This window comes from Natrialba sp. INN-245, assembly GCF_009807105.1.
Taxonomy (GTDB): domain Archaea; phylum Halobacteriota; class Halobacteria; order Halobacteriales; family Natrialbaceae; genus Natrarchaeobius; species Natrarchaeobius swarupiae.
Genome location: NZ_WUBV01000029.1, coordinates 1 through 18,845, shown reverse-complemented (window position 1 = coordinate 18,845; position 18,845 = coordinate 1). Strand labels below are relative to the sequence as shown.

14 protein-coding genes are annotated in these 18,845 nt (G+C 61.8%); 7 read left to right on the top strand and 7 right to left on the bottom strand.

Going from position 1 to position 18,845, the window contains the following annotated elements:
- Positions 1-20: 20 nt before the first annotated feature.
- Positions 21-635, bottom strand: coding sequence for a nitrous oxide reductase accessory protein NosL (locus GRS80_RS09540; RefSeq protein WP_160047355.1), 615 nt, complete (start codon positions 633-635; stop codon positions 21-23).
- Positions 636-780: 145 nt separating this feature from the next.
- Here GRS80_RS09540 and GRS80_RS09535 point away from each other — a divergent pair, with 145 nt between their 5' ends.
- Complete coding sequence (locus tag GRS80_RS09535) at positions 781-2,787, top strand: NosD domain-containing protein (protein WP_160047354.1); 2,007 nt, start codon at positions 781-783, stop codon at positions 2,785-2,787.
- A gap of 73 nt (positions 2,788-2,860) precedes the next feature.
- On the opposite strand, the gene GRS80_RS09530 is transcribed toward GRS80_RS09535, so the two are convergent.
- The gene (locus tag GRS80_RS09530) at positions 2,861-3,514 is read right to left on the bottom strand and encodes a helix-turn-helix domain-containing protein (RefSeq protein WP_160047353.1); all 654 of its coding nucleotides are present in this window, start codon (positions 3,512-3,514) and stop codon (positions 2,861-2,863) included.
- A gap of 104 nt (positions 3,515-3,618) precedes the next feature.
- On the opposite strand from GRS80_RS09530, the gene GRS80_RS09525 reads away from it, so the two are divergent.
- The 5 genes from GRS80_RS09525 (at position 3,619) to GRS80_RS09505 (ending at position 10,276) form a co-directional block, all read left to right on the top strand.
- Positions 3,619-5,052, top strand: a complete 1,434-nt coding sequence (locus GRS80_RS09525; protein ID WP_235019700.1) for a Rieske 2Fe-2S domain-containing protein — start codon at positions 3,619-3,621, stop codon at positions 5,050-5,052.
- 2 nt (positions 5,053-5,054) lie between these two features.
- Positions 5,055-5,579, top strand: coding sequence for a 3-phenylpropionate/cinnamic acid dioxygenase subunit beta (locus GRS80_RS09520; protein ID WP_160047352.1), 525 nt, complete (start codon positions 5,055-5,057; stop codon positions 5,577-5,579).
- A 64-nt stretch (positions 5,580-5,643) separates the two neighbouring features.
- On the top strand, positions 5,644-6,537 hold the full coding sequence (locus GRS80_RS09515) for a VOC family protein (protein ID WP_160047351.1): 894 nt from the start codon (positions 5,644-5,646) through the stop codon (positions 6,535-6,537).
- 62 nt (positions 6,538-6,599) lie between these two features.
- A complete protein-coding gene (locus GRS80_RS09510) occupies positions 6,600-7,919 on the top strand; it encodes an ABC transporter substrate-binding protein (protein WP_160047350.1) in 1,320 nt (439 codons plus the stop codon).
- Positions 7,920-7,972: 53 nt separating this feature from the next.
- Entirely contained in the window at positions 7,973-10,276 is a 2,304-nt protein-coding gene (locus GRS80_RS09505) for a methyl-accepting chemotaxis protein (RefSeq protein WP_160047349.1), read from the top strand.
- A gap of 526 nt (positions 10,277-10,802) precedes the next feature.
- Here GRS80_RS09505 and ugpC read toward each other — a convergent pair.
- The 5 genes from ugpC to GRS80_RS09480 form a co-directional block, all read right to left on the bottom strand.
- Complete coding sequence (gene ugpC / locus GRS80_RS09500) at positions 10,803-11,942, bottom strand: sn-glycerol-3-phosphate ABC transporter ATP-binding protein UgpC (RefSeq protein ID WP_160047348.1); 1,140 nt, start codon at positions 11,940-11,942, stop codon at positions 10,803-10,805.
- A gap of 52 nt (positions 11,943-11,994) precedes the next feature.
- Entirely contained in the window at positions 11,995-12,906 is a 912-nt protein-coding gene (locus tag GRS80_RS09495; RefSeq protein WP_160047347.1) for a carbohydrate ABC transporter permease, read from the bottom strand.
- A gap of 83 nt (positions 12,907-12,989) precedes the next feature.
- A complete protein-coding gene (locus tag GRS80_RS09490) occupies positions 12,990-14,039 on the bottom strand; it encodes a sugar ABC transporter permease (RefSeq protein ID WP_160047346.1) in 1,050 nt (349 codons plus the stop codon).
- 13 nt (positions 14,040-14,052) lie between these two features.
- Positions 14,053-15,372, bottom strand: a complete 1,320-nt coding sequence (locus tag GRS80_RS09485) for an ABC transporter substrate-binding protein (protein ID WP_160047345.1) — start codon at positions 15,370-15,372, stop codon at positions 14,053-14,055.
- Between the two features lie 590 nt (positions 15,373-15,962).
- Positions 15,963-16,337 (bottom strand): hypothetical protein, encoded by a 375-nt coding sequence (locus GRS80_RS09480; protein ID WP_160047344.1) that lies wholly within the window; start codon positions 16,335-16,337, stop codon positions 15,963-15,965.
- A 996-nt stretch (positions 16,338-17,333) separates the two neighbouring features.
- On the opposite strand from GRS80_RS09480, the gene lonB reads away from it, so the two are divergent.
- Positions 17,334-18,845, top strand: a 1,512-nt coding sequence (gene lonB / locus GRS80_RS09475; RefSeq protein ID WP_343161517.1) for an ATP-dependent protease LonB, incomplete at its 3' end; no start/stop codon positions are given.

Genomic DNA, 18,845 nt, shown 5'->3' with positions numbered 1-18,845 from the left:
CGAACACCAGATCCGTCTCACTACGGAAGTCTCGCGCTCCGATAGAGCCGCGCCACGTCTTCGTCAATCTCGGCGAACGTGATGACGTCGTCCGCCTCGAGGTCGTCGTACTGGTCGACGTACTCGAGTGCCGCGGCTTCGTCCTCGTAGACGCGGGGGTCGATGCCCATCGGGTCGTCGACCCGCATCTCGTCGTGCTCGAGCGCGTAGAAGGCCTCGAAGCCGTCGATCAGCTCGCCGGTCTCGAAGTCGGTCACCCAGACGCCGGCGATGTCGCTGTCGGGGCCATCGAAGTGGCCGGGGGCGACGGCGTACGCGAACAGACAGCCGGGGCTACAGAACATCATGCCGTCGCCGTTCTCGTGGGCCAGCTGTGCGTTTCGATCGGGGTAGTCGGTCACGGTCATCGAACAGACGCCACACATGTGCTCGCCCGCGAACGTTTTGGGGCCGTCGCCGGAGTGGTCGACGAGAAAGGGTGAGGGCTCCCCGCCGTCGTCGGGATCCACGACGTCACCCTCACCGTCTTCGCCGTCGCTGCCGACGCAGCCGGCGACGCCGACGAGCGTTCCGGCACCGACCGCGGTGAGCACGCGGCGTCGACGCCACCGCGCGGACGGGGTTCGGTCTGCCATTACCGACACAAGGGTTCCCCGGCGTAAAACCGCCACGGTCGAACGCCACGCAGCGACAGAGCCGAGCACTGGAGCGACCGTTCCTTCGATAGCTGTACCAGATCGCCTATTGTGTCGGCCCGCCCAGATGGAGACGTCGATACCGATGGCTACCTCTCGTCGCCGCCGTTCGTTCTGGGTCGTTCTCGGAGTCGTGGGCGTCGTCGCCCTCGTCGGAGTCGTCGGCCTTTTCGCCGTCGACGCGGGTTCGGGGGCCGAGTCGACGGAGCCCGTTCCGTTTCACGACACCGTCACCACGGGCGTCGTTCTCGAGAACGCGGGTGACGACGACGAACTGAGCGAGGTCGAGGTCCCGAAAGCACAGGTGTTCTACTCCCAGTACGAGTACGTCGTCGGCTACCGCGGCGTCGAACGCTTCGTCGACGCCCACGGCGCGCCGGGCCACGAGGAACGGTTCGGCTACCCGCTTACGGTGTACGTCACGGACTACGGCGCGAGCGGCGGCGACGTTCGACTCACCGAAGACGGCTATCCGACCCTCGAGGGCGAGACCGCAGACTGGATCGACGCCGAATCGGCGGTGTTCGTCGTCGACAGCGAGGCCCGAACGCCCGCAGGCGAGACGGCCATCCCCTTCGGCGATCGCGAGGACGCAGACGCGTTCGCCGCCGACCACGGTGGGACCGTCGTCGGCTGGGAGGGTCTGCTCGAACGCGAGTTCGAGATCGACGACGCGGCCGTCGTTCGAGACCGCGTCGACCAGCGCCACGCCCACGCCGACGACCTGGTCGCGGCGGCGACGCCAATGCGAGACCGCCCGGTCGAGGTCGTCGTCGGCGAGAATGCAGCGACGCTCAAGGAGGCCGTCGAGACCGCGCCGGCCGAATCGACGGTCGTCGTCCCCGAGGGCGTCCACGAGGTACCGGAGGAAGTCGCGGTGGATCGGCCGATCACCATCGTCGGACAGGGGCAAGGTGAGAGGCACGGTAACGGCGACGACGGAACCGAAGCCACCACCGACGCCACGACTCTCCGCGGCGACGGCAACGGCTCCGTCCTCGTCCTCGAGTCAGAACGCGCGGCCGTCACGGACCTGCGAATCGACGGCGTCGGCGACGTGACATCACCCGACGACGACGAACGCGACGGCGACGACGTCCTCGAGATGGCGTACGGACAGAGCGACGCCGGTATCGAACTCGACGAGGCCCCGGATGCGCTGGTCGAGAACGTGACGATCGAGTCACCGGCGACCGGCGTCTTGCTTCGCGACGCGCCCGAAAGCGTCGTCCGAAACGTCACCGTCGAAGGCAGCGACGACTGGGGCGACGGTTACATGGCCGTCACGACGATCCGTTCGCCGGATGCCGTCGTCGAGGACTCGACGCTGGTCGACGGCCGCGACGGGATCTACCTCCACCGCTCGGACGGCGTCGTCTTCCGGGACAACGTCCTCGAGAACAACCGGATCGGCGTTCACCTGATGTACACCTCACGTACGCTGATCGCGGACAACCGGATCGAGGATCCGGTCTCGACGGGGATCGACGTGATGACCGCTCCCGAACACAACGCCATCGTCGGCAACGAGATACGGAACGGCTCGCAGGGAATTCTCATGGCCGGATCACGCTCGTACGTCGCCGACAACCTGGTCACGGACACGTCGGTCGGCCTGACGACCGGTGCAGGCAACTCGATCTACGAAGGTAACGTCCTCGCGGGCAACGTCGAGGGTGTCCAGGCGAACCAGATCCTTCCGACCAACGAGGTAACAGGGAACGACTTCGTCGGAAACTACGAGCACGCGAACGCCCGACTCGGGACGCTCCGGGTCTGGAGCGAGGACGGCGAGGGGAACTTCTGGCACGGGGCGATCGGCACGCCGGATGCCGACGGAGAGGTGGGGACGGACACCTCCACCCTTGAGCGTTCACACTCTCCGACGGATCCGGTCGACGAGCGCCTCCACCGCGTCGACGGGACGCCGACGCTCGCTCGCGCACCGGCGACCGGCGCCCTCTCGGCACTCGAGGGAACGGTCTCGGGTATGCGATCCGAGAGCATCGTCGACCCCGCGCCGCTGTGCGAGCCGGCGAATCCGGAGCTGCTCGAGCGCACCGAGTGGGAGTCGCCGGAGCGAGCCTGTTAACCCAGCGCTCGGAGTCGGCCACGACTGCGAGGGATCTGCGGCCAGTTCGTTCTCGAGAGCCGACAGCGTGGGGTTACTCGTCGAGAATCGACTCGAAGACCTTGGTTTGAGCGGCCGCGAGGTGTTCCGAGAGCGTTGCCGGTGCAATGTCTAAAACCTCGGCGACGTCGCTGGCGTTTGCCTGCTTGGGATGGTCGAAATACCCCATCTCGTAGGCCATTCGCAGGACCTCCCACTGCCTGTCGGTGAGTTCGGTGCGGTCGATAAACGCCAGAGCCTCGTCCCCGGAGGCCTGCTGGGAACGGATGAGGTTCTCGACCTCGACGCTCCCGTACTGATCTCTGAGCGTCGAGACCACCTCGCGGACACCCTCCGCGTCGGCGACGTGAAAGGAGACGAACAGTGAGCCGTTTCGAGCGTAGATATCGAATATCGGATACTCTAACCCCTCTATGACTTCACACGGGCAGCCGCGGGCGGCGTCGCGGTCGAACCGATAGACGCTATTTATCGCGTACGTAAACACCTCGTCGAGGTCGACGTCGGAGACGCTCTCTTCGAGTCCCTCCGACGCCTCGGCGTCGACCAGAAACTCCTCCGTGACGCCGCTCGCGTTCTCACTTCTCGAGGCGTGATGACAGACTGCACCGGCTTCCGCCGAGGCGGTGGCGACCGGACAGTCGTCGGGTTCGTCGATGCGTATCTCCGTTCGAATCCCCTCACCCATATCGGGGCGTACACCGCGTGAACCCTTAACGTTCTCCATTGCCGTATAAAGACCCTCGATATTTATGGACACGATTGGCAACGATCTCGCCCCTACCTATATCCATGTCACTCGACGACGGTGACCAGACACACGGAACACCGTGCGAACGAGCCTGCGAGCGGGTTCCCACACTCGAGCACGAAATGACGCCACGGGCAGAGCGTATCGTCGATGGCGTCGGCGAGTCGCTCGAGGAGGGGGTCCTTCCAGCAAAGGTCTTCAACGACGAAGAGATATTCGAGGCCGAACTCCGCCGAATTTTCGGGCAGTGCTGGGTGTTTATCGGCCACGAGAGCGAGGTTTCCGAACCCGGTGACTACGCCCGGAGATACATCGGCAAGGACCCGTTTATCTTCGTTCGGGACGAAGGCGGTGAGATCCGCGTCCTGTTCGACTCCTGTACACACCACGGAGCCAAGGTGTGCAAGGCCGAACAGGGTAACACGTCTCACTTCCGGTGTCCGTACCACGGCTGGACGTTCAAAAACACCGGCGATCTCGCCGGGATCCCCCTCCGCGACCAGGCCTTCCAAGGGCTCGATACCGAGGAGTGGGGACTCCACGAAGCGTCCCGCGTCGAAAACTACAAGGGCCTCGTCTTCGCGTCCATCGCCGACGAGGGCCCCTCCCTCGAGGAGTATCTGGGCGACTTCAAGTGGTATCTCGACGTCCACCTCGACATCGCGGAAGGTGGACTCGAGGTCATCGGCGAGCCCCACCGCTGGCGAGCGGACAGCGACTGGAAGTCGGGAGCCGACAACTTCTCGGCCGACAGCTACCACACCGGCTTCGCCCACCGATCGGTGATCGAGGTCGGCTTCGCCGCCAACGAGATCTCGGGGACGCCGGGCCAGGAGACCCAGCGCCACGTCACCCACGCCGATTCGGGCTCGACGAGTCTCCGGCTGCTCGAGCCCGAAGACGAGGTCTTCTTTGGCTACCCGGAGGAGTACGTCACCGACGAGAACCTAAGCGACGAACAGTACGACCTTGCCGCCGCCTGCGGAGCGGCGACGGGGACGATCTTCCCGAACCTCTCGTTTATCCACCTCGCTGCGACCAACGACCCGGACGAGGAGCTCGACGGCTTCTTCAGCCTCCGGAAGTGGCAACCGGTCGCCCCCGGCGAGATGGAGTTCTGGAGCTGGGTGCTCGTGCCCGCGGAAGCCTCCGAGGAGTACAAACAGCGGGCCTACGACGTCGCCGTCGGAACGTTCAGCCCGTCTGGGAACTTCGAGCAGGACGACCTCGCCGTCTGGGACGGTATCGCCGAAGCAGCCGGATCCGTCTATGCGGAGAAGAACGGGGTCGGCTACAACTACCAGATGGGAATGCCTGGCATGAGTAAGGCATCCATCGACGAGGACTGGCACGGCCCCGGTACCGCCTGGGACGACAACCTCGAGGAGGGGACCTGTCGGACGTTCCACGGCAACTGGTACAAAGCGATGACCGACCAGGAGATCGGGATGAGTTACCCGGAGGACCACATCTAACCATGAGCCAACGCGCTACGCAGAAATCGGATCACGAACTCCACTACGAGTGTGTGTCGTTTTACAACCACGAAGCCGAACTGCTCGACACCAAAGAACTCGAGCAGTGGCTCGAGCTGATGACCGAGGACATCAGATACGACATGCCACTGCGGGTCACACGCGACCGTGGCTCGGACCGCTCGGAGTTCAGCGACGAGGGGTTCAACTACCGGGAAGATTGGTCGACGCTGGAAGCCCGCATCGAGCGGTTCCAGTCGGAGTTCGCGTGGTCGGAGGACCCGCCGACGCGAACCCGTCACTTCGTGAGCAACGTCCGGGTGAAAGACGTCGACGGCGACGAGATCTCGGTGAAGAACAACCTGCTGTTGTTCCTGGCCCAGGGAGAAGAGGCCGACGGAACGACGATTTCCGCAGAGCGCCACGACGTGTTACGCCGGGTCGACGGCGAACTCAAGCTGGCCGAACGAGATATTCGACTCGATCACACCGTCCTTCCGATGAAAAACATCTCGGTGTTCTTCTGAGACGTATCGACCGACGAACACACTCGACACGCGAAAACCGAACACACCACTCGACACATCACCCATGACTGGAGTCCGCAAACTCGAACACGCAACGATGGCAGTGACCGACCTCGAGGCGTCCGTCGACTGTTATACCGACGTCTTCGGCCTCGACGAACTCGACCGGCGTGACGGCGTCGTCTACCTCGGCTGTGGCCTCGACGAAAACTACGACCTCGCTTTGACCGAGGGAGGGACGGGCATCGAACACTTCGCAATCCGCCTCAGCGAAGAAGAGATCGACGCCTACGAACGCCGCCTCGCCGATACCGGAGCTGACGTCCGGCGGACCGACGGGGCCGAACCGGGACAGGAGATCGGCGTCAGAGTCACCCTCCCGAGCGGCATCGACCTCGAACTGGTCAGCGTCGCGGACACGCGTTATCTCCACCCGACGAAGGCAACCGCCGATCGCCTCGGCGTCGCACCGCTGGATCTCGATCACATCAATCTGATGAGCGACGCGATCGAGGAAGACGTCGCTTTCCTCGAGGACCACCTCGATTTCGACGTCTCGGACGAGATCGTCGAGGAAGACGGCTCGACGGTGCAGTCCTGGATGCGCCACGGCCGGTTTCACCACGACGCCGGCTTCACCAGGACCGACGATCCAGCGGAAACGCTCCACCATATCGCGTTCCAGTTCGAATCGTTCGACCACATCAAGCTCTTCTGTGACCGGCTGGCACAACACGGCTACCAGCTCGAGTACGGCCCGAGTCGGCACAACGCGGGTTCGAATCTCTTCGCGTACTTCTGGGGGCCCGGCGGGAACCGGATCGAGCTGAGCGCCGAGATGGCGACGCTAGATCCCGACACCGAGACGGGCGTCCGCGTCCTCGAGGAGGAGTCGAACACGGTCTCTTCGTGGGGCGGCTCACCACCGAAACAGGAGTTCCTCGAAAAGGGGTCCTAGAACGGCTCTCCGACGACCGGTAGAAACACATATGCTCGGTTGGAACGACTGACCAGTGTACGATGGGGTGGGGAGACACCGACGGTTCGAACGCGTCTCGGCGGGCAGTGCTCCGTCGGGTCGGGATGATCGGCGGGACGGCGGTCGTCCTCGCAGGATGTACATCGGACGGGAACGCGAGCGACGACGGCGACGCCAACGATCCGGACGACACCTCTCAGCTCGAACTCATCCACTGGTGGACCGCTGGCGGGGAGGAAGACGCACTCGAGGCGCTCCTCGACGGATTTCTCGAGGAGCACGAGGAAGGTGTAATCGAGGAAAATCCCGCGCCGGGTGGCGCTGGGTCGGCGCTCAACGCCGCGGTTCAGTCACGGCTTATCGACGAGGAGCCGCCGAGTACGTTCCAGATCTGGCCCGGCGAGGCGCTTCGACCGTTTGTCGACTCGAACGTGCTCGCGGCTCTCGACGATATCTGGTCCGATGACATGCGCGAGGCGTACATCGATAGCGTCCGAGAACTCTCCCAACGCAACGGCGTGTACGTCGCGGTGCCGGTCAATATCCACCGACTGAACAACCTCTTTTACAACGTCGACGTCGTCGAGGACGTCGGCGTCGACCCCAGATCGGTCGACGATCCCGAAACGTTACTCGAGGTGTTCGAGGCGGTTGCCGACGCCGGGTACACGCCGCTCGCCCACCAAACTCAGGACGCCTGGCCGACGGTCCAACTCTGGGAAACCGTCTTCCTCGGTCAGCACGGGCTCGAGACGTTCCAGTCGTTTCTCGACGGCGACGTGGACGGACTGGCGGAGCCCGTCGCCGAGTCGCTCTCATTGATCGAACGCTATCGCGAGCACGTCAGCCCGGATGCGAGTTCGATCGCCTGGGACGAGGCGAACGCACAGGTCATCACTGGCGATGCGGCCTTTACCCACCAGGGTGACTGGGCGGCCGGCCACTACAGTTCCGCGGAACTCACGTACGGCGAAGAGTGGAGTCACGTGGCCTTCCCCGGAACCGACGGGGTGTATACGATGGTTCTCGACTCGTTCGTGATGCCGGACCCCAATCCCTCTCCAGAGCTGACCAGCGCGTTTCTTCAGTACTGCGGATCCGTCGACGCACAACGTCGGTTTAACCAGCCAAAAGGCTCCATTCCGCCGCGGACCGACGTTCCCGCCGAGGAGTTCCCTCCCTTCTTACAAGATCAGATGGCCGACTTCGACGCCTCTGGCGACCAACTCCCGACAATCACCCACGGTTCCGCCATCCATCCCGCGACGAAAAACCAACTCGAGGAGGCGTTCGCCTCGTTTCTCGAGTCGTGGAACGTCGAGACGACGGCGGAGCGGCTCCTCGAGATCGTCGGACCCTGACCGCGATACAGTATACAAAACGCTAATGTCAGTGTTTTCCCTGTATCCGGACGATGCTGGACAGGCTTCGCCGAAACGTGCCTTCGGTCATCCGGAGAAACTACGCGCTGAAATTCGGGATCGTCCTCCTGTTGATCGGTGCCTCCGTCGGGATGATCGGATTCTTCGCCACCGAGGAGATCCGGGCGCACGTCCAGGACAACGCCGACGAGGAGTACGCAACTCTCGCAGAACAAGAAGCCAAGAGTCTCCAGGCGTGGTCCGAGAGCAACGAACAACGGGTCGAGACGCTCATCCGGAGCCCCGAGCTTCGAAGCCTCACGACGACGGAGCTTCGACAGTACACACAACATCCCGATCGAGCGAACGCGATTCACATCGTCGACACCGGTGACGGTGAGATCATCGCCAGCACTGATCGGACGCTCACCGGCGACTCCGTCGAAGAACTCTCGATTCCCGACTCCGAGAGCCTGATCGAGGGGATCGATCCGTTCTCGGTCTATCGGTCGAGTCCGTACCTCCTCGAGGAAGACGACGGACAGCCGGCCGTCACCTACGCTCAGACCACCGGCGACGGCGCAATCGGCGTCGTCTACACCGTCGAACTCGAACAGTACACGGAACAGTTCAGCACGCACGGCGACGATCGATCGTCGACGCTCGTCCTCGACGGCGAGAAGCGTCTGGTGTTCGGTGACGAGGGATACGGCGAGGAGTTGCGCCACTTCGGGCAGACGTACGGCGGCGACTCCGACGCCCTCGCCGATTCGGCCGGACCCGGCTCCCGGACGGTCGCGTCAGCGGGAACATCGGATACCCTCACGGCCTACGGGTTTCCCGAGGAGGAACACGTCGTCGGCTCCGCCCCCGTCGAGGGGACCGACTGGGTCGTTCTCGTCCACGAGCCGACGGCCGACGCCTACGGGTTCGTCACTACCGTCCAGTGGCTCGGCTTCACGGCGACCGCCGGGCTGGTTCTTCTGATCACGGCGATGGGGGCGATCCTCGGACGGAACACGGCCCGGTCGGTCAACAGACTCAGCCACGAGGCTTCCCGCATGGAAGCGGGCGACCTCGACGTCGACCTCGAGACGAACCGCGTCGACGAGATCGGTCAGCTGTACGTGGCGTTCGACAACATGCGCCTCTCACTTCGTGATCGGATGGAGGAGACACGGCGTGCCCGGGAGGAAGCCGAACGCGAGCGACGCCACACCCAGCACATGAACGAGGACCTTACACGTGCTGCGAATCGCTACGCGGACGTGATGCAGGCGGCCGCGAAGGGAGATCTCACGGTGCGCATGGATCCCGACGCGACGGACACCGAACCGATGCGTGAGGTCGCGACGGAGTTCAACGGAACCCTCGAGCAACTCGAGGAGACGATCGCGCGGCTGAACTATTTCGCGGGGGAAGTCACAACGGCGAGCGAACAGGTCGCCGACTCGAGCAGGGCGGTCCGCGAAGCGTCGGAGAACGTGGCCGGCTCCGTTCAGCGAATCTCCGACGGCGCAGTCGAACAGAACGACTCGTTACAGGACGTAACCGAGGAGCTCTCGGAGCTTTCGCGAACGACGAGGGAGATTACGGAGTCGTCGAACGAGGTTGCACAACTCGCTAAGGAGACTGCATCGACCGGTGACGCGGGTCGCGAGGCCGCTCGGGATGCGATCGCCGGGATGGCGTCGATCGAAACCGAGTCCGGGCGAGCCGTCGATGAGATTGGGAAACTGGAGCAGGAAGTCGCGAAGATCGATACCCTGATCGACCGAATCCAGGTGATCGCCGACCGAACGAACATGCTGGCGTTGAACACGAATCTCGAGGCGGTCCGTCCCTCGAGTGGCGACAGCGAGGACTTCGCGGCCGTCGCCGAGGAGGTCAAGGAACTCTCGGCAAGCGCCAAAGAGGCCGCCTCGGAGGTCGAAACTCACCTCGAGCGAATCCGAGAGCAAACCCAGCGATCGGTGAGTGCGGTCGAGCAGACGAGCGACGAGATCGACGTGACGGCTCGTCGCGTCGAACACGCGGCCGACGCCCTGGAAGATATCGCCGAGTACGCCGACGAGACCAGTTCCGGCGTTCAGGAGATTTCCACCGCAACCGAACAACAGATGAACTCCACTCACGAGGTCGTCTCGCAGGTAAGCGAGATCGCGACGATCAGCCAGGAGACGGCGACCGGGGCCGACACGGTCGCCGCCGCGACCGAAGAGCAGACGAGCGCGCTCACCGAAGTAACGGGATCGATGTCGGATCTCGCCGAGCGTGCAAACCGCCTCTCGAGGGCCCTCGACCGGTTCGAGACCGACAGGCCCGACGACGCTGTCACCCCGTTCGAAAACGAGTAGCGACGCCGCTCGTCTGGTCAACGTTCCTGTCTGATAATACTACTATTGCTCCAAATGATTTGTTTGTGATGATGTTATAGAGAGATATATAACTAATCAGCAAAGTGGCAAAATACCGAACCACCAACGCTCCAGATATCCTCGCAGATGAGAGATCTATCCGGTAAATCAATATTGGCGAGGAAAATAGTTTCTGAACCGTTCGGAAAGGCAGTTTACGGCCTGTTTCGTGGCCTAACTTACGGTTGATCATTATCAATCCAGAATAATAGTATTTTTTATACAATAAGGAATGTGATGTTTTAGCCAATCATCTATTTCTTCGAGTATTAGTTTCGAGGGGATTGTCGGTGTGTCGAGAGACAGCGACGGGGCGGCGGCGATCGAGTCGGTTCGATCCGGGAAAAACGGACGTTCGGTGGATCGTCGAGGGGAACGGATGAGTTATACGGTCGGCTGTCCGTCAGTACCGCCGCATACGGGACCGTTCTCCGGATGCGGCAGTACACAGGGACAGCAATCCGTATCAGACGCGAGAGGCGAGCAGTTCGGTTTCGTCCTCGATCTCGCGGTTGTGCAACGCAGCGCCGGTCTCGCGGTCGAAGACGTGTATCGCCGATTCCGGAATGCGGATCACGTACCGCTTTCCGGCCTCCACGTGGCACATCCCGTCGACGATCACGTTGAACGTCGACTCGGTATCGGTGTCCGGGAACCGCACGAGGAGGTTGTTCTCGTTACCCATCGGTTCGACGACGTCGACGACGACAGGGAAGTCGTGTGCCGTTTCCCGGGCGTCGAGGAGTTCGACATCCTCGGGTCGAATTCCGAGGACCAACTCGGTCGTCTCTCCGACGGAGTCACGAACCACCGAAGAAAGCGGATACTCGAATTCGATGTCGGAATCCACCAGTCGGTCGTCCTCGAGGCTGACGTCGAAGAAGTTCATCGACGGCTCGCCGATGAAGCCAGCGACGAAGCGATTCGTCGGTCGGTGATAACACTCGAGTGGGGTAGCGACCTGCTGGAGTTCGCCACCGTCCAGGATAGCGATCCGGTCGCTCATCGTCATCGCCTCGGTCTGGTCGTGGGTGACGTAGACGGTCGTCACGCCGAGTTCCTCCTGGAGGCGCTGGAGTTCGGTCCGCATACCCGAACGGAGTTTGGCGTCGAGATTCGACAGCGGCTCGTCCATCAGGAAGACGGCTGGATCGCGAACGATTGCTCGCCCCAGCGCGACGCGCTGTTGCTGGCCGCCCGAGAGCTCCCCCGGCTTGCGCTCGAGGAGGTCGTCGATCTCGAGTGTCTCTGCGGCGTCTTCGACGCGACTGTCCATCTCTGCTTTCTCGAGAGTCGTCGACTCCTCGAGACCGAAGCGCATGTTCTCACGGACGGTCATGTGCGGGTACAGCGCGTAGCTCTGGAACACCATCGCGATGTCCCGCTGCTGGGCTGGCGCGTCGTTGACGACGTCGCCGTCGATCGCGATCCGTCCGTCCGAGATCGTCTCGAGGCCGGCGATCATCCGGAGTGTGGTCGACTTGCCACACCCCGAGGGCCCGACGAGGACGAGAAATTCGCCGTCGTCGATTTCGATCGAGACGTCGTCGACCGCGACGACGTCGTCGAAGCGTTTCGTTACGTTTCCGAGCGTGAGTTCAGCCATACGTATGTCCTCAGTGTCTGCGATTTCGAAGGGTTGGGTTGTCTCTGTTCCATTACGATGCACCGGTGATTCCTTTCGCGAACTGTCGACCGAAGACGATGTAGATGATGATCGTCGGCAAGGCGGCGATGAACGCGCCGGCCATCTGGATGTTGTACTCCTGTGCCATCGACCCCTGTAACTCGTTTAGCGACTGGGTGACGACGTAGTTCGATCGGGACGTGACCAACACCAGCGCGAACAGCAGGTCGTTCCAGACCTGCGTGAACTGGTAGATCAGCGTCACCGCGAACATCGGCAACGATAGCGGGAGTACGATCCGCTTGTAGATGCCGAACGCGTTGGCACCGTCTATCTTCGCCGCCTCGATCATCTCGTCGTCCAACGTCTTGTAGTACGACCGAAAGAGGATCGTACAGATCGGGATCCCGTAGGCGGTGTGGGTGACCGTCAACTCGAGCAGGTCCGCACGGTTCGCGAGAACCGGCGCGAACGCGAGCAACCCGGCGAGGTCGACCATCGACCAGAACTGGCGCAGTGGGACGAGCACCGACTGGTACGGCAAGAATACTCCCGCGAGGAAGATCACGAGAATACCGACCTGGCCGCGCCAGGACAGCTTCGTCAGCCCGTAGGCGGCGAAACTGCCGAACAACGCCGAGAGGATCGTCGCCGGAACGACGAACATCGCGCTGTTGACTAGCCCACCCTGAAGCGTCGCGAACGCGAGTTCCCACGGCTCGACGGTGAACCAGGCGGGCGTCGGCGGCTCGAGTGGCGACGTGTTGATGAACCCGGCCTGGGACTTAAACGCCGTCGTCAGCCCGGCCCACAGCGGCGAGAGGTAGAAGCCGACGAGCCCGACGAGGACGGCGTACAGCACGACGCGCTGGGTGTCGAGGTCCGCTCGGTGCTCGGCGATCCGATCGCCGACCGATCGTCCGGTTCCGTCTGCGGTCGCCATCTATCGATCACCTCCGGCCAGCGTCGGCCCGATGGGGATAGCGGCTGTCGGTTCGTCGGCCGGCCCGTCCGTCGTGTCCATCATCAGAGATCACCTCGTTTGTACTGCAGGTACAGGTAGGGGGCGACGACCGAGAGCGCCATCAGGAAGAGAATGGTCGCCACCGCGGCCCCGTAGGCCCACTGGGTTCGCGAGAAGGCGACGCGGAACATCATCACCGCGAGGATGTCGGCCGAGCGGCCGGGGTTGTCCCCGAACATGATGAAGATGAAGTCGAACGCCTTCAGCGCGAACACCATCAACACGACCGCAGCGGAGGTTGTCGACGCGCTCAACTGTGGGACGATTACCCGCCAGTACATCCGGAGCGAACTCGCGCCGTCGACTTTCGCCGCCTCGTAGTGCGAGTCGGGGATCGCCCGCAGACCCGCGAGATAGACGACCATCGCGTAGCCGCTGAACTGCCACGTGAGCGCGAAGATGATCGCCGCCAGCCTCGTCCGCGGATCGCCGATCCAGTCCATCGTGAGGAAATCCAGCCCGATCGTGCTCAGAACGACGTTGATCGTCCCCGTGCTCGGATTGTACATCCACGACCAGAAAATCGCCGTCACGACGAACGACAGCGCCATCGGCAACAGGTAAATCGTCCGGAGCGTGTTCTCGAAGCGGATGTTCTGGTCGACCAGAATCGCGAGCACGAGCCCGATCACCAGCGAGACGACGGTGAAGGCGACCAGCAGGACCACCGTGTTTCGAAATGCCGCGACGAACGACGGGTCGTTCGGCATCTGGGTGTACATCTCGAGCGTGAGATTCGTGTAATCCGGCTGGCTCAGGCCGCTCCAGTCGGTCAGCGAGATGAGGAGATTCCAGCCGACCGCGCCGTAGACGAACCACCCCATCAACAGCGCCGGCGGCAGCCAGAACGGCACCGCCTGGACCGCGTCGCTGTGTTTGAGTCTGGAGAGCCCGCCGCGTGTCCTCACGTCACTCCCGCCATCGGTCCGTAGTCCCCCGCGTTGGCCGTCGGTCTGTGGCTCCTCGCTTTGGCCGTCAGTCCGTGATCGCTCGCTTCGGTCCTCACGGTCACGTCGGCCTGTGCGGGAACGGAATCGATCGATGAATCCCATAGAGGAGTAGTAGTTAGAAGATTCCGATCAGTTCCTGGGTCGTCTCGTCGACGTCCCAGTTGTCGGTGAAGACGGCGAACGCTTCCTGGACCTGGTCGGCCTTGGCCGGCTCGAGGCCGCTTCCGTGGGAGATCGTAACCGTCTGTTCGTCGGACGCCTCGAAGTCCGCCATCTGATCCTGCAGGAACGGCGGGAAGCCGTCCGTCGCCACGTCGGTTCGCGGCGGGATCGAGCCCTTGTGGGGGTTGAACCGTTCCTGGGCGTCGGCCGTCGTACAGTAACTGACGAACGCTTCGGTGGCTTCGGGCGTCGGATTGTTCGCCGGGTAGACGAAGCCGTCCATCACCATCGTGTAGGTCCCTTCGGTTCCGGGGAAGGGGATGTACTCCCAGTTCTCGCCGTACTCGAAGCCGTCGGCACCTTGATACTCGCCGGCAGCCCAGTCGCCGTTGTGGTGAAACGCGGCGTCGCCGGTGATGACGTCGGCGTTGGCTTCGTCCCAGGCGACCGTCCCGGCGTCCTCGTTGTGGAACTCGCTTATCCGTTCGACGAGCTCGAGCGAGTCGGCGATCTCGCTCTCGAGCGATGCGGCGTCGCCCGCGAGGAACTGTTCGTAGGTACTAGCGCCGTACTGTCCGAGGAACACCATCTCCCAGAACTGGAGGATTCCCCACGGCTCCTGGGTCTGCTGGGCGAGGCCAACGTAGCCCGCGTCGTCCGCCGCCTCGAGCAAGTCGAGAAGATCCTCGGGATTCTCGGCGTCAGTCGGATCGACGCCGACGTCCTCGACGACGTCGACGTTGTAAAAGAGGTTGTTCAATCGGTGAATGTTGATCGGTGCCACGACGAGGTTGCCGTCCGGCGCGGCGGCGTCGATGACGCCGTCGACGTAGGCATCCTCGTCCTCCCAAACTTCGTCGATCGATTCCAGCGCGTCGGCCTCGAGATACGGTCGAACCGCCTCGCCGGGCCAGATCTGGAACGTACTCGGCGGATCCTGATCGATAACGCGCGTCTGGATCGCCGCATCGATCGCCGCACCGGCACCACCAGGTGCTGGATTGTTCTCGACGCTGTGTTCGGGATACGCCTCTTCGAAGCCGTCGAGCAAGGCGTTCAGCGCCTGTTCCTCTCCTCCGGCAGTCCACCAGTGGACGATCTCGAGATCACCCTCGGAATCCGAATCACCCGTGTCGTCGGCGTCGTCTGCTCCGTTTCCTGTATCGATCCCGTCCGGATCTTCGTCCTCTGTACACCCTGCGAGCGCTAGCGCGCCGACCCCTCCGGCGAGCTGAACGTACCGTCTTCGAGATACTGAGCTGTCTTCTCTCATGGCTTTACGACAGTCCGAGTGAAGAATTACAATTATATAAATTTGTCGTTGTGTTGCTGAACGTGGGGGCCGGAGAACGAAATCGGGGACCTGATTTGGTGTGCGATGAATGCAGATACACTGCCGAAATTGCGGCTATCGCTGCCTGACGCGCGGGAACGGGTGTTGCACCGTCGGTCGTAACCGGTCGCTCCGAACGCGGTACTCGCCAGTCTAGAAGGCATTACTCGAATTACTGAATTCGCTGTCGTTAGTATTACTAACAGTACACCAGCGACGACGGGCTGGTGGCGGCGGGAAATACGCCGGTAAATTGTGGGAGGAAACACCCATCCATACCGACTCATCCCGTCTCCATGAACAGAAATTACGGCGGTATGACTGTAAATATGACCGTCAGCAGTCGTTCGCAGCGACTGCTCCGTCAGTCGAGTCAATCGAGCGAGTCGAGCATACGTAGCTCGTTCACCCGGATCTCCCTCAGTAACCATGGGTTGCTAGTAATACTAGTTTAACTTTCCACCGATGGGCTCAAACGGAAGCGACAGCGAGCGACCGTCACCAACAACCCAAACCGGCACGACGGTCGATCAGCCGTACTCCTCTTGTAAGTATTCGAGCATCGAGAGGAGGTCGTCGGTATCGGACTGGTTGAGATTGTTCAATCCGACGGCGACGAGAAGCGGATAGAAGTCCTGTAGTTTCTGGAGGTCGTAGGACGTCGTTCGTGCGGACTCGTAGCTCAACTCCCGATAGGAGAGGTTGAGCGCGTTGTGCAGGTCCGACGGCAGATAGATCGTTACCCCCTCCCACTCTTCTTTGACGTTCCCGAGATCGTCGAGGTCGTAGGTAATTTCCGGTTCGTCGTCCCCGGAGGTGCCATCGACGCCTGGCAATACCGGGTCGACGCTACCGCCGTCGTCAGCTCCTTCGTTAGCGCCGTCGGACTCCGATCCATCAGCCATCGGTCTCCCCTCGTGATCGATCCGTCGATCGCTGTCCGCTCGGACACCCCCCGAACAGTACTCGTAATGCTTTCATGGATAGCATCTGTGTCCGACTCGATCATAACTGTTTGGATCCCGTCCGATTCGTAGGCGGGGGTAGACGGCGTGAGGAATACCTCGAGGACACACGCAGTGACCGGGGACGAGAGTTCACCGGAAACTCGGTGTCGATCTCAGGGCAGTCGTGTCGAATAGATATAACGAAGATCAACGGGGTATCATCAAAGAATAGTATTGATATAGTAATTGGTAAATTCTGAACTGATCTCGACGGGGAAACGTTAACCATGACCCACTCTCAGAACCCTGGAGTGGACGCTATATCCGGTCTATAGTGGCAATTATAACGTCCAGCTCGTACGATATCCCCTGGTATCTGTTGTCGTTCGTTGATCGGCCCTAAAAATACAGTCTCCGAACAGGCAGTCGCTTCGACACGGCGGTAACCGCCCCTAACATACTATCAAGTATCCATGTGAAATTGCTATTACTCATCGTTCAGTAATACTTTTCGAGAAGGAAAAGAGCCGCGACTTGCACAGCTGCTGTAGACCTGCAACGCTGTCCCTCCCAACCGGAGTTGACTGAACGGTCAGTAAGGCTTATACGGGCTGTTGACTAACTAGGTAACTAGAGAGATATTGTTACAGAATTACATCCATACTAGTGTAACTCAACCCCAGTCGTTTGAGCAATCGTGGCTGGTACGGTCTGTGACGACCGATTGCCGGTCGATTTCCGGCTGGTCTGCGATCGACCGGTACCGACCTATTGCGGTCCGTATGACTGGACGATCAGTCACGTGATTGGGCCAGGAAGTTCCCGCATCCATGACGACCATCGACGGCTCGGACGACGAACGGGTAGAACGAATGCCCGCTATACGATTGGCCAGAATCACCGTCGTAACCCTCGTTATCTCCGAATTCGGTCGATGGACAATGGAGAAAGTATATCCGTTACGATCCCCTCGAACGAGGTATTGAATCGAACGAAATGACTGACAGTACCACTGGCGACGATTCTCTCGAAAATACTGGACATGCCGATCCCGATACGGAATCCGAATCCGATCTCGGGAGCGAAGTGGCTGTCGATCCCGGCGTCGAAATCGACGAAGACATCGCCGAGGACGACCTCCTCGGTGGGTTGAAGATCGACTCGACGGCGGACATTGAGGTCCCCGACCGGCTCGTCGATCAGGTCATCGGTCAGGACGAGGCTCGAGACATCATCATCAAGGCGGCCGAGCAGCGTCGTCACGTCATGATGATCGGCTCGCCTGGAACGGGGAAGTCGATGCTGGCCAAGGCGATGAGTCAGTTGCTGCCCCAGGAGACGCTCCAGGACGTCTTGCTCTACCACAATCCGGACGACGAGAACGAGCCGAAGGTCCGAACCGTTCCCGCCGGCAAGGGCGAACAGATCGTCGCCGCTCACAGGGAGGAAGCCAACAAGGAGAACCGGTGGAAAACGATCCTGATGTGGGTCATCATTGCAGCGATCCTCATCTATACGATTCTGTCGGGATCGTCCATCCTGCTCGGGATCTTCGCAGCCGCGGTTATCTGGTTTATCTTCCGGACCCTGAAACAGGGATCGGACGCGCAGGTGCCGAACCTGCTCGTCAACAACGCCGAACAGCGCGTCGCTCCCTTCGAGGACGCCACCGGCGCTCACGCCGGTGCACTGCTGGGTGACGTCCGCCACGACCCGTTCCAGTCCGGTGGGATGGGTACGCCGAGTCACGAGCGTGTCGAACCAGGGTCGATCCACCAGTCCCACACGGGTGTGCTGTTCGTCGACGAGATCAACACCCTTGACGTCCGGACCCAGCAGAAGCTGATGACGGCGATCCAGGAAGGCGAGTTCTCGATTACCGGCCAGTCCGAACGTTCCTCGGGCGCGATGGTCCAGACCGAACCCGTCCCCTGTAACTTCGTCATGATCGCCGCCGGAAATATGGACGCGATGGAGAACATGCATCCTGCGCTGCGCTCGCGGATCAAAGGCTACGGCTACGAGGTCTACATGGACGATACCATCGAATCCACACCCGAGATGCGCCGGAAGTACGTCCGTTTTATCGCCCAAGAGGTCGAACGCGACGGTCGTCTGCCCCATTTCACCCGCGACGCCGTCGAGGAGCTCATCCTCGAAGCGAAACGCCGTGCCGGTCGGAAGAAACACCTCACGTTACACTTCCGGGATCTCGGTGGCCTGATTCGCGTCGCCGGCGACATCGCCCGGGCAGAAGATCGCGAGTTCACGACTCGCGAGGACGTCCTGCAAGCCAAAGAGCGCTCGCGCTCGATCGAACAACAGCTCGCCGACGACTACATCGAGCGGCGCAAAGACTACGAGCTAGAAGTCACCGACGAGGGCGTCGAAGGCCGGGTCAACGGGCTGGCCGTCATGGGAGAGGATAGCGGAATTATGCTCCCCGTCATGGCCGAGATCGCGCCC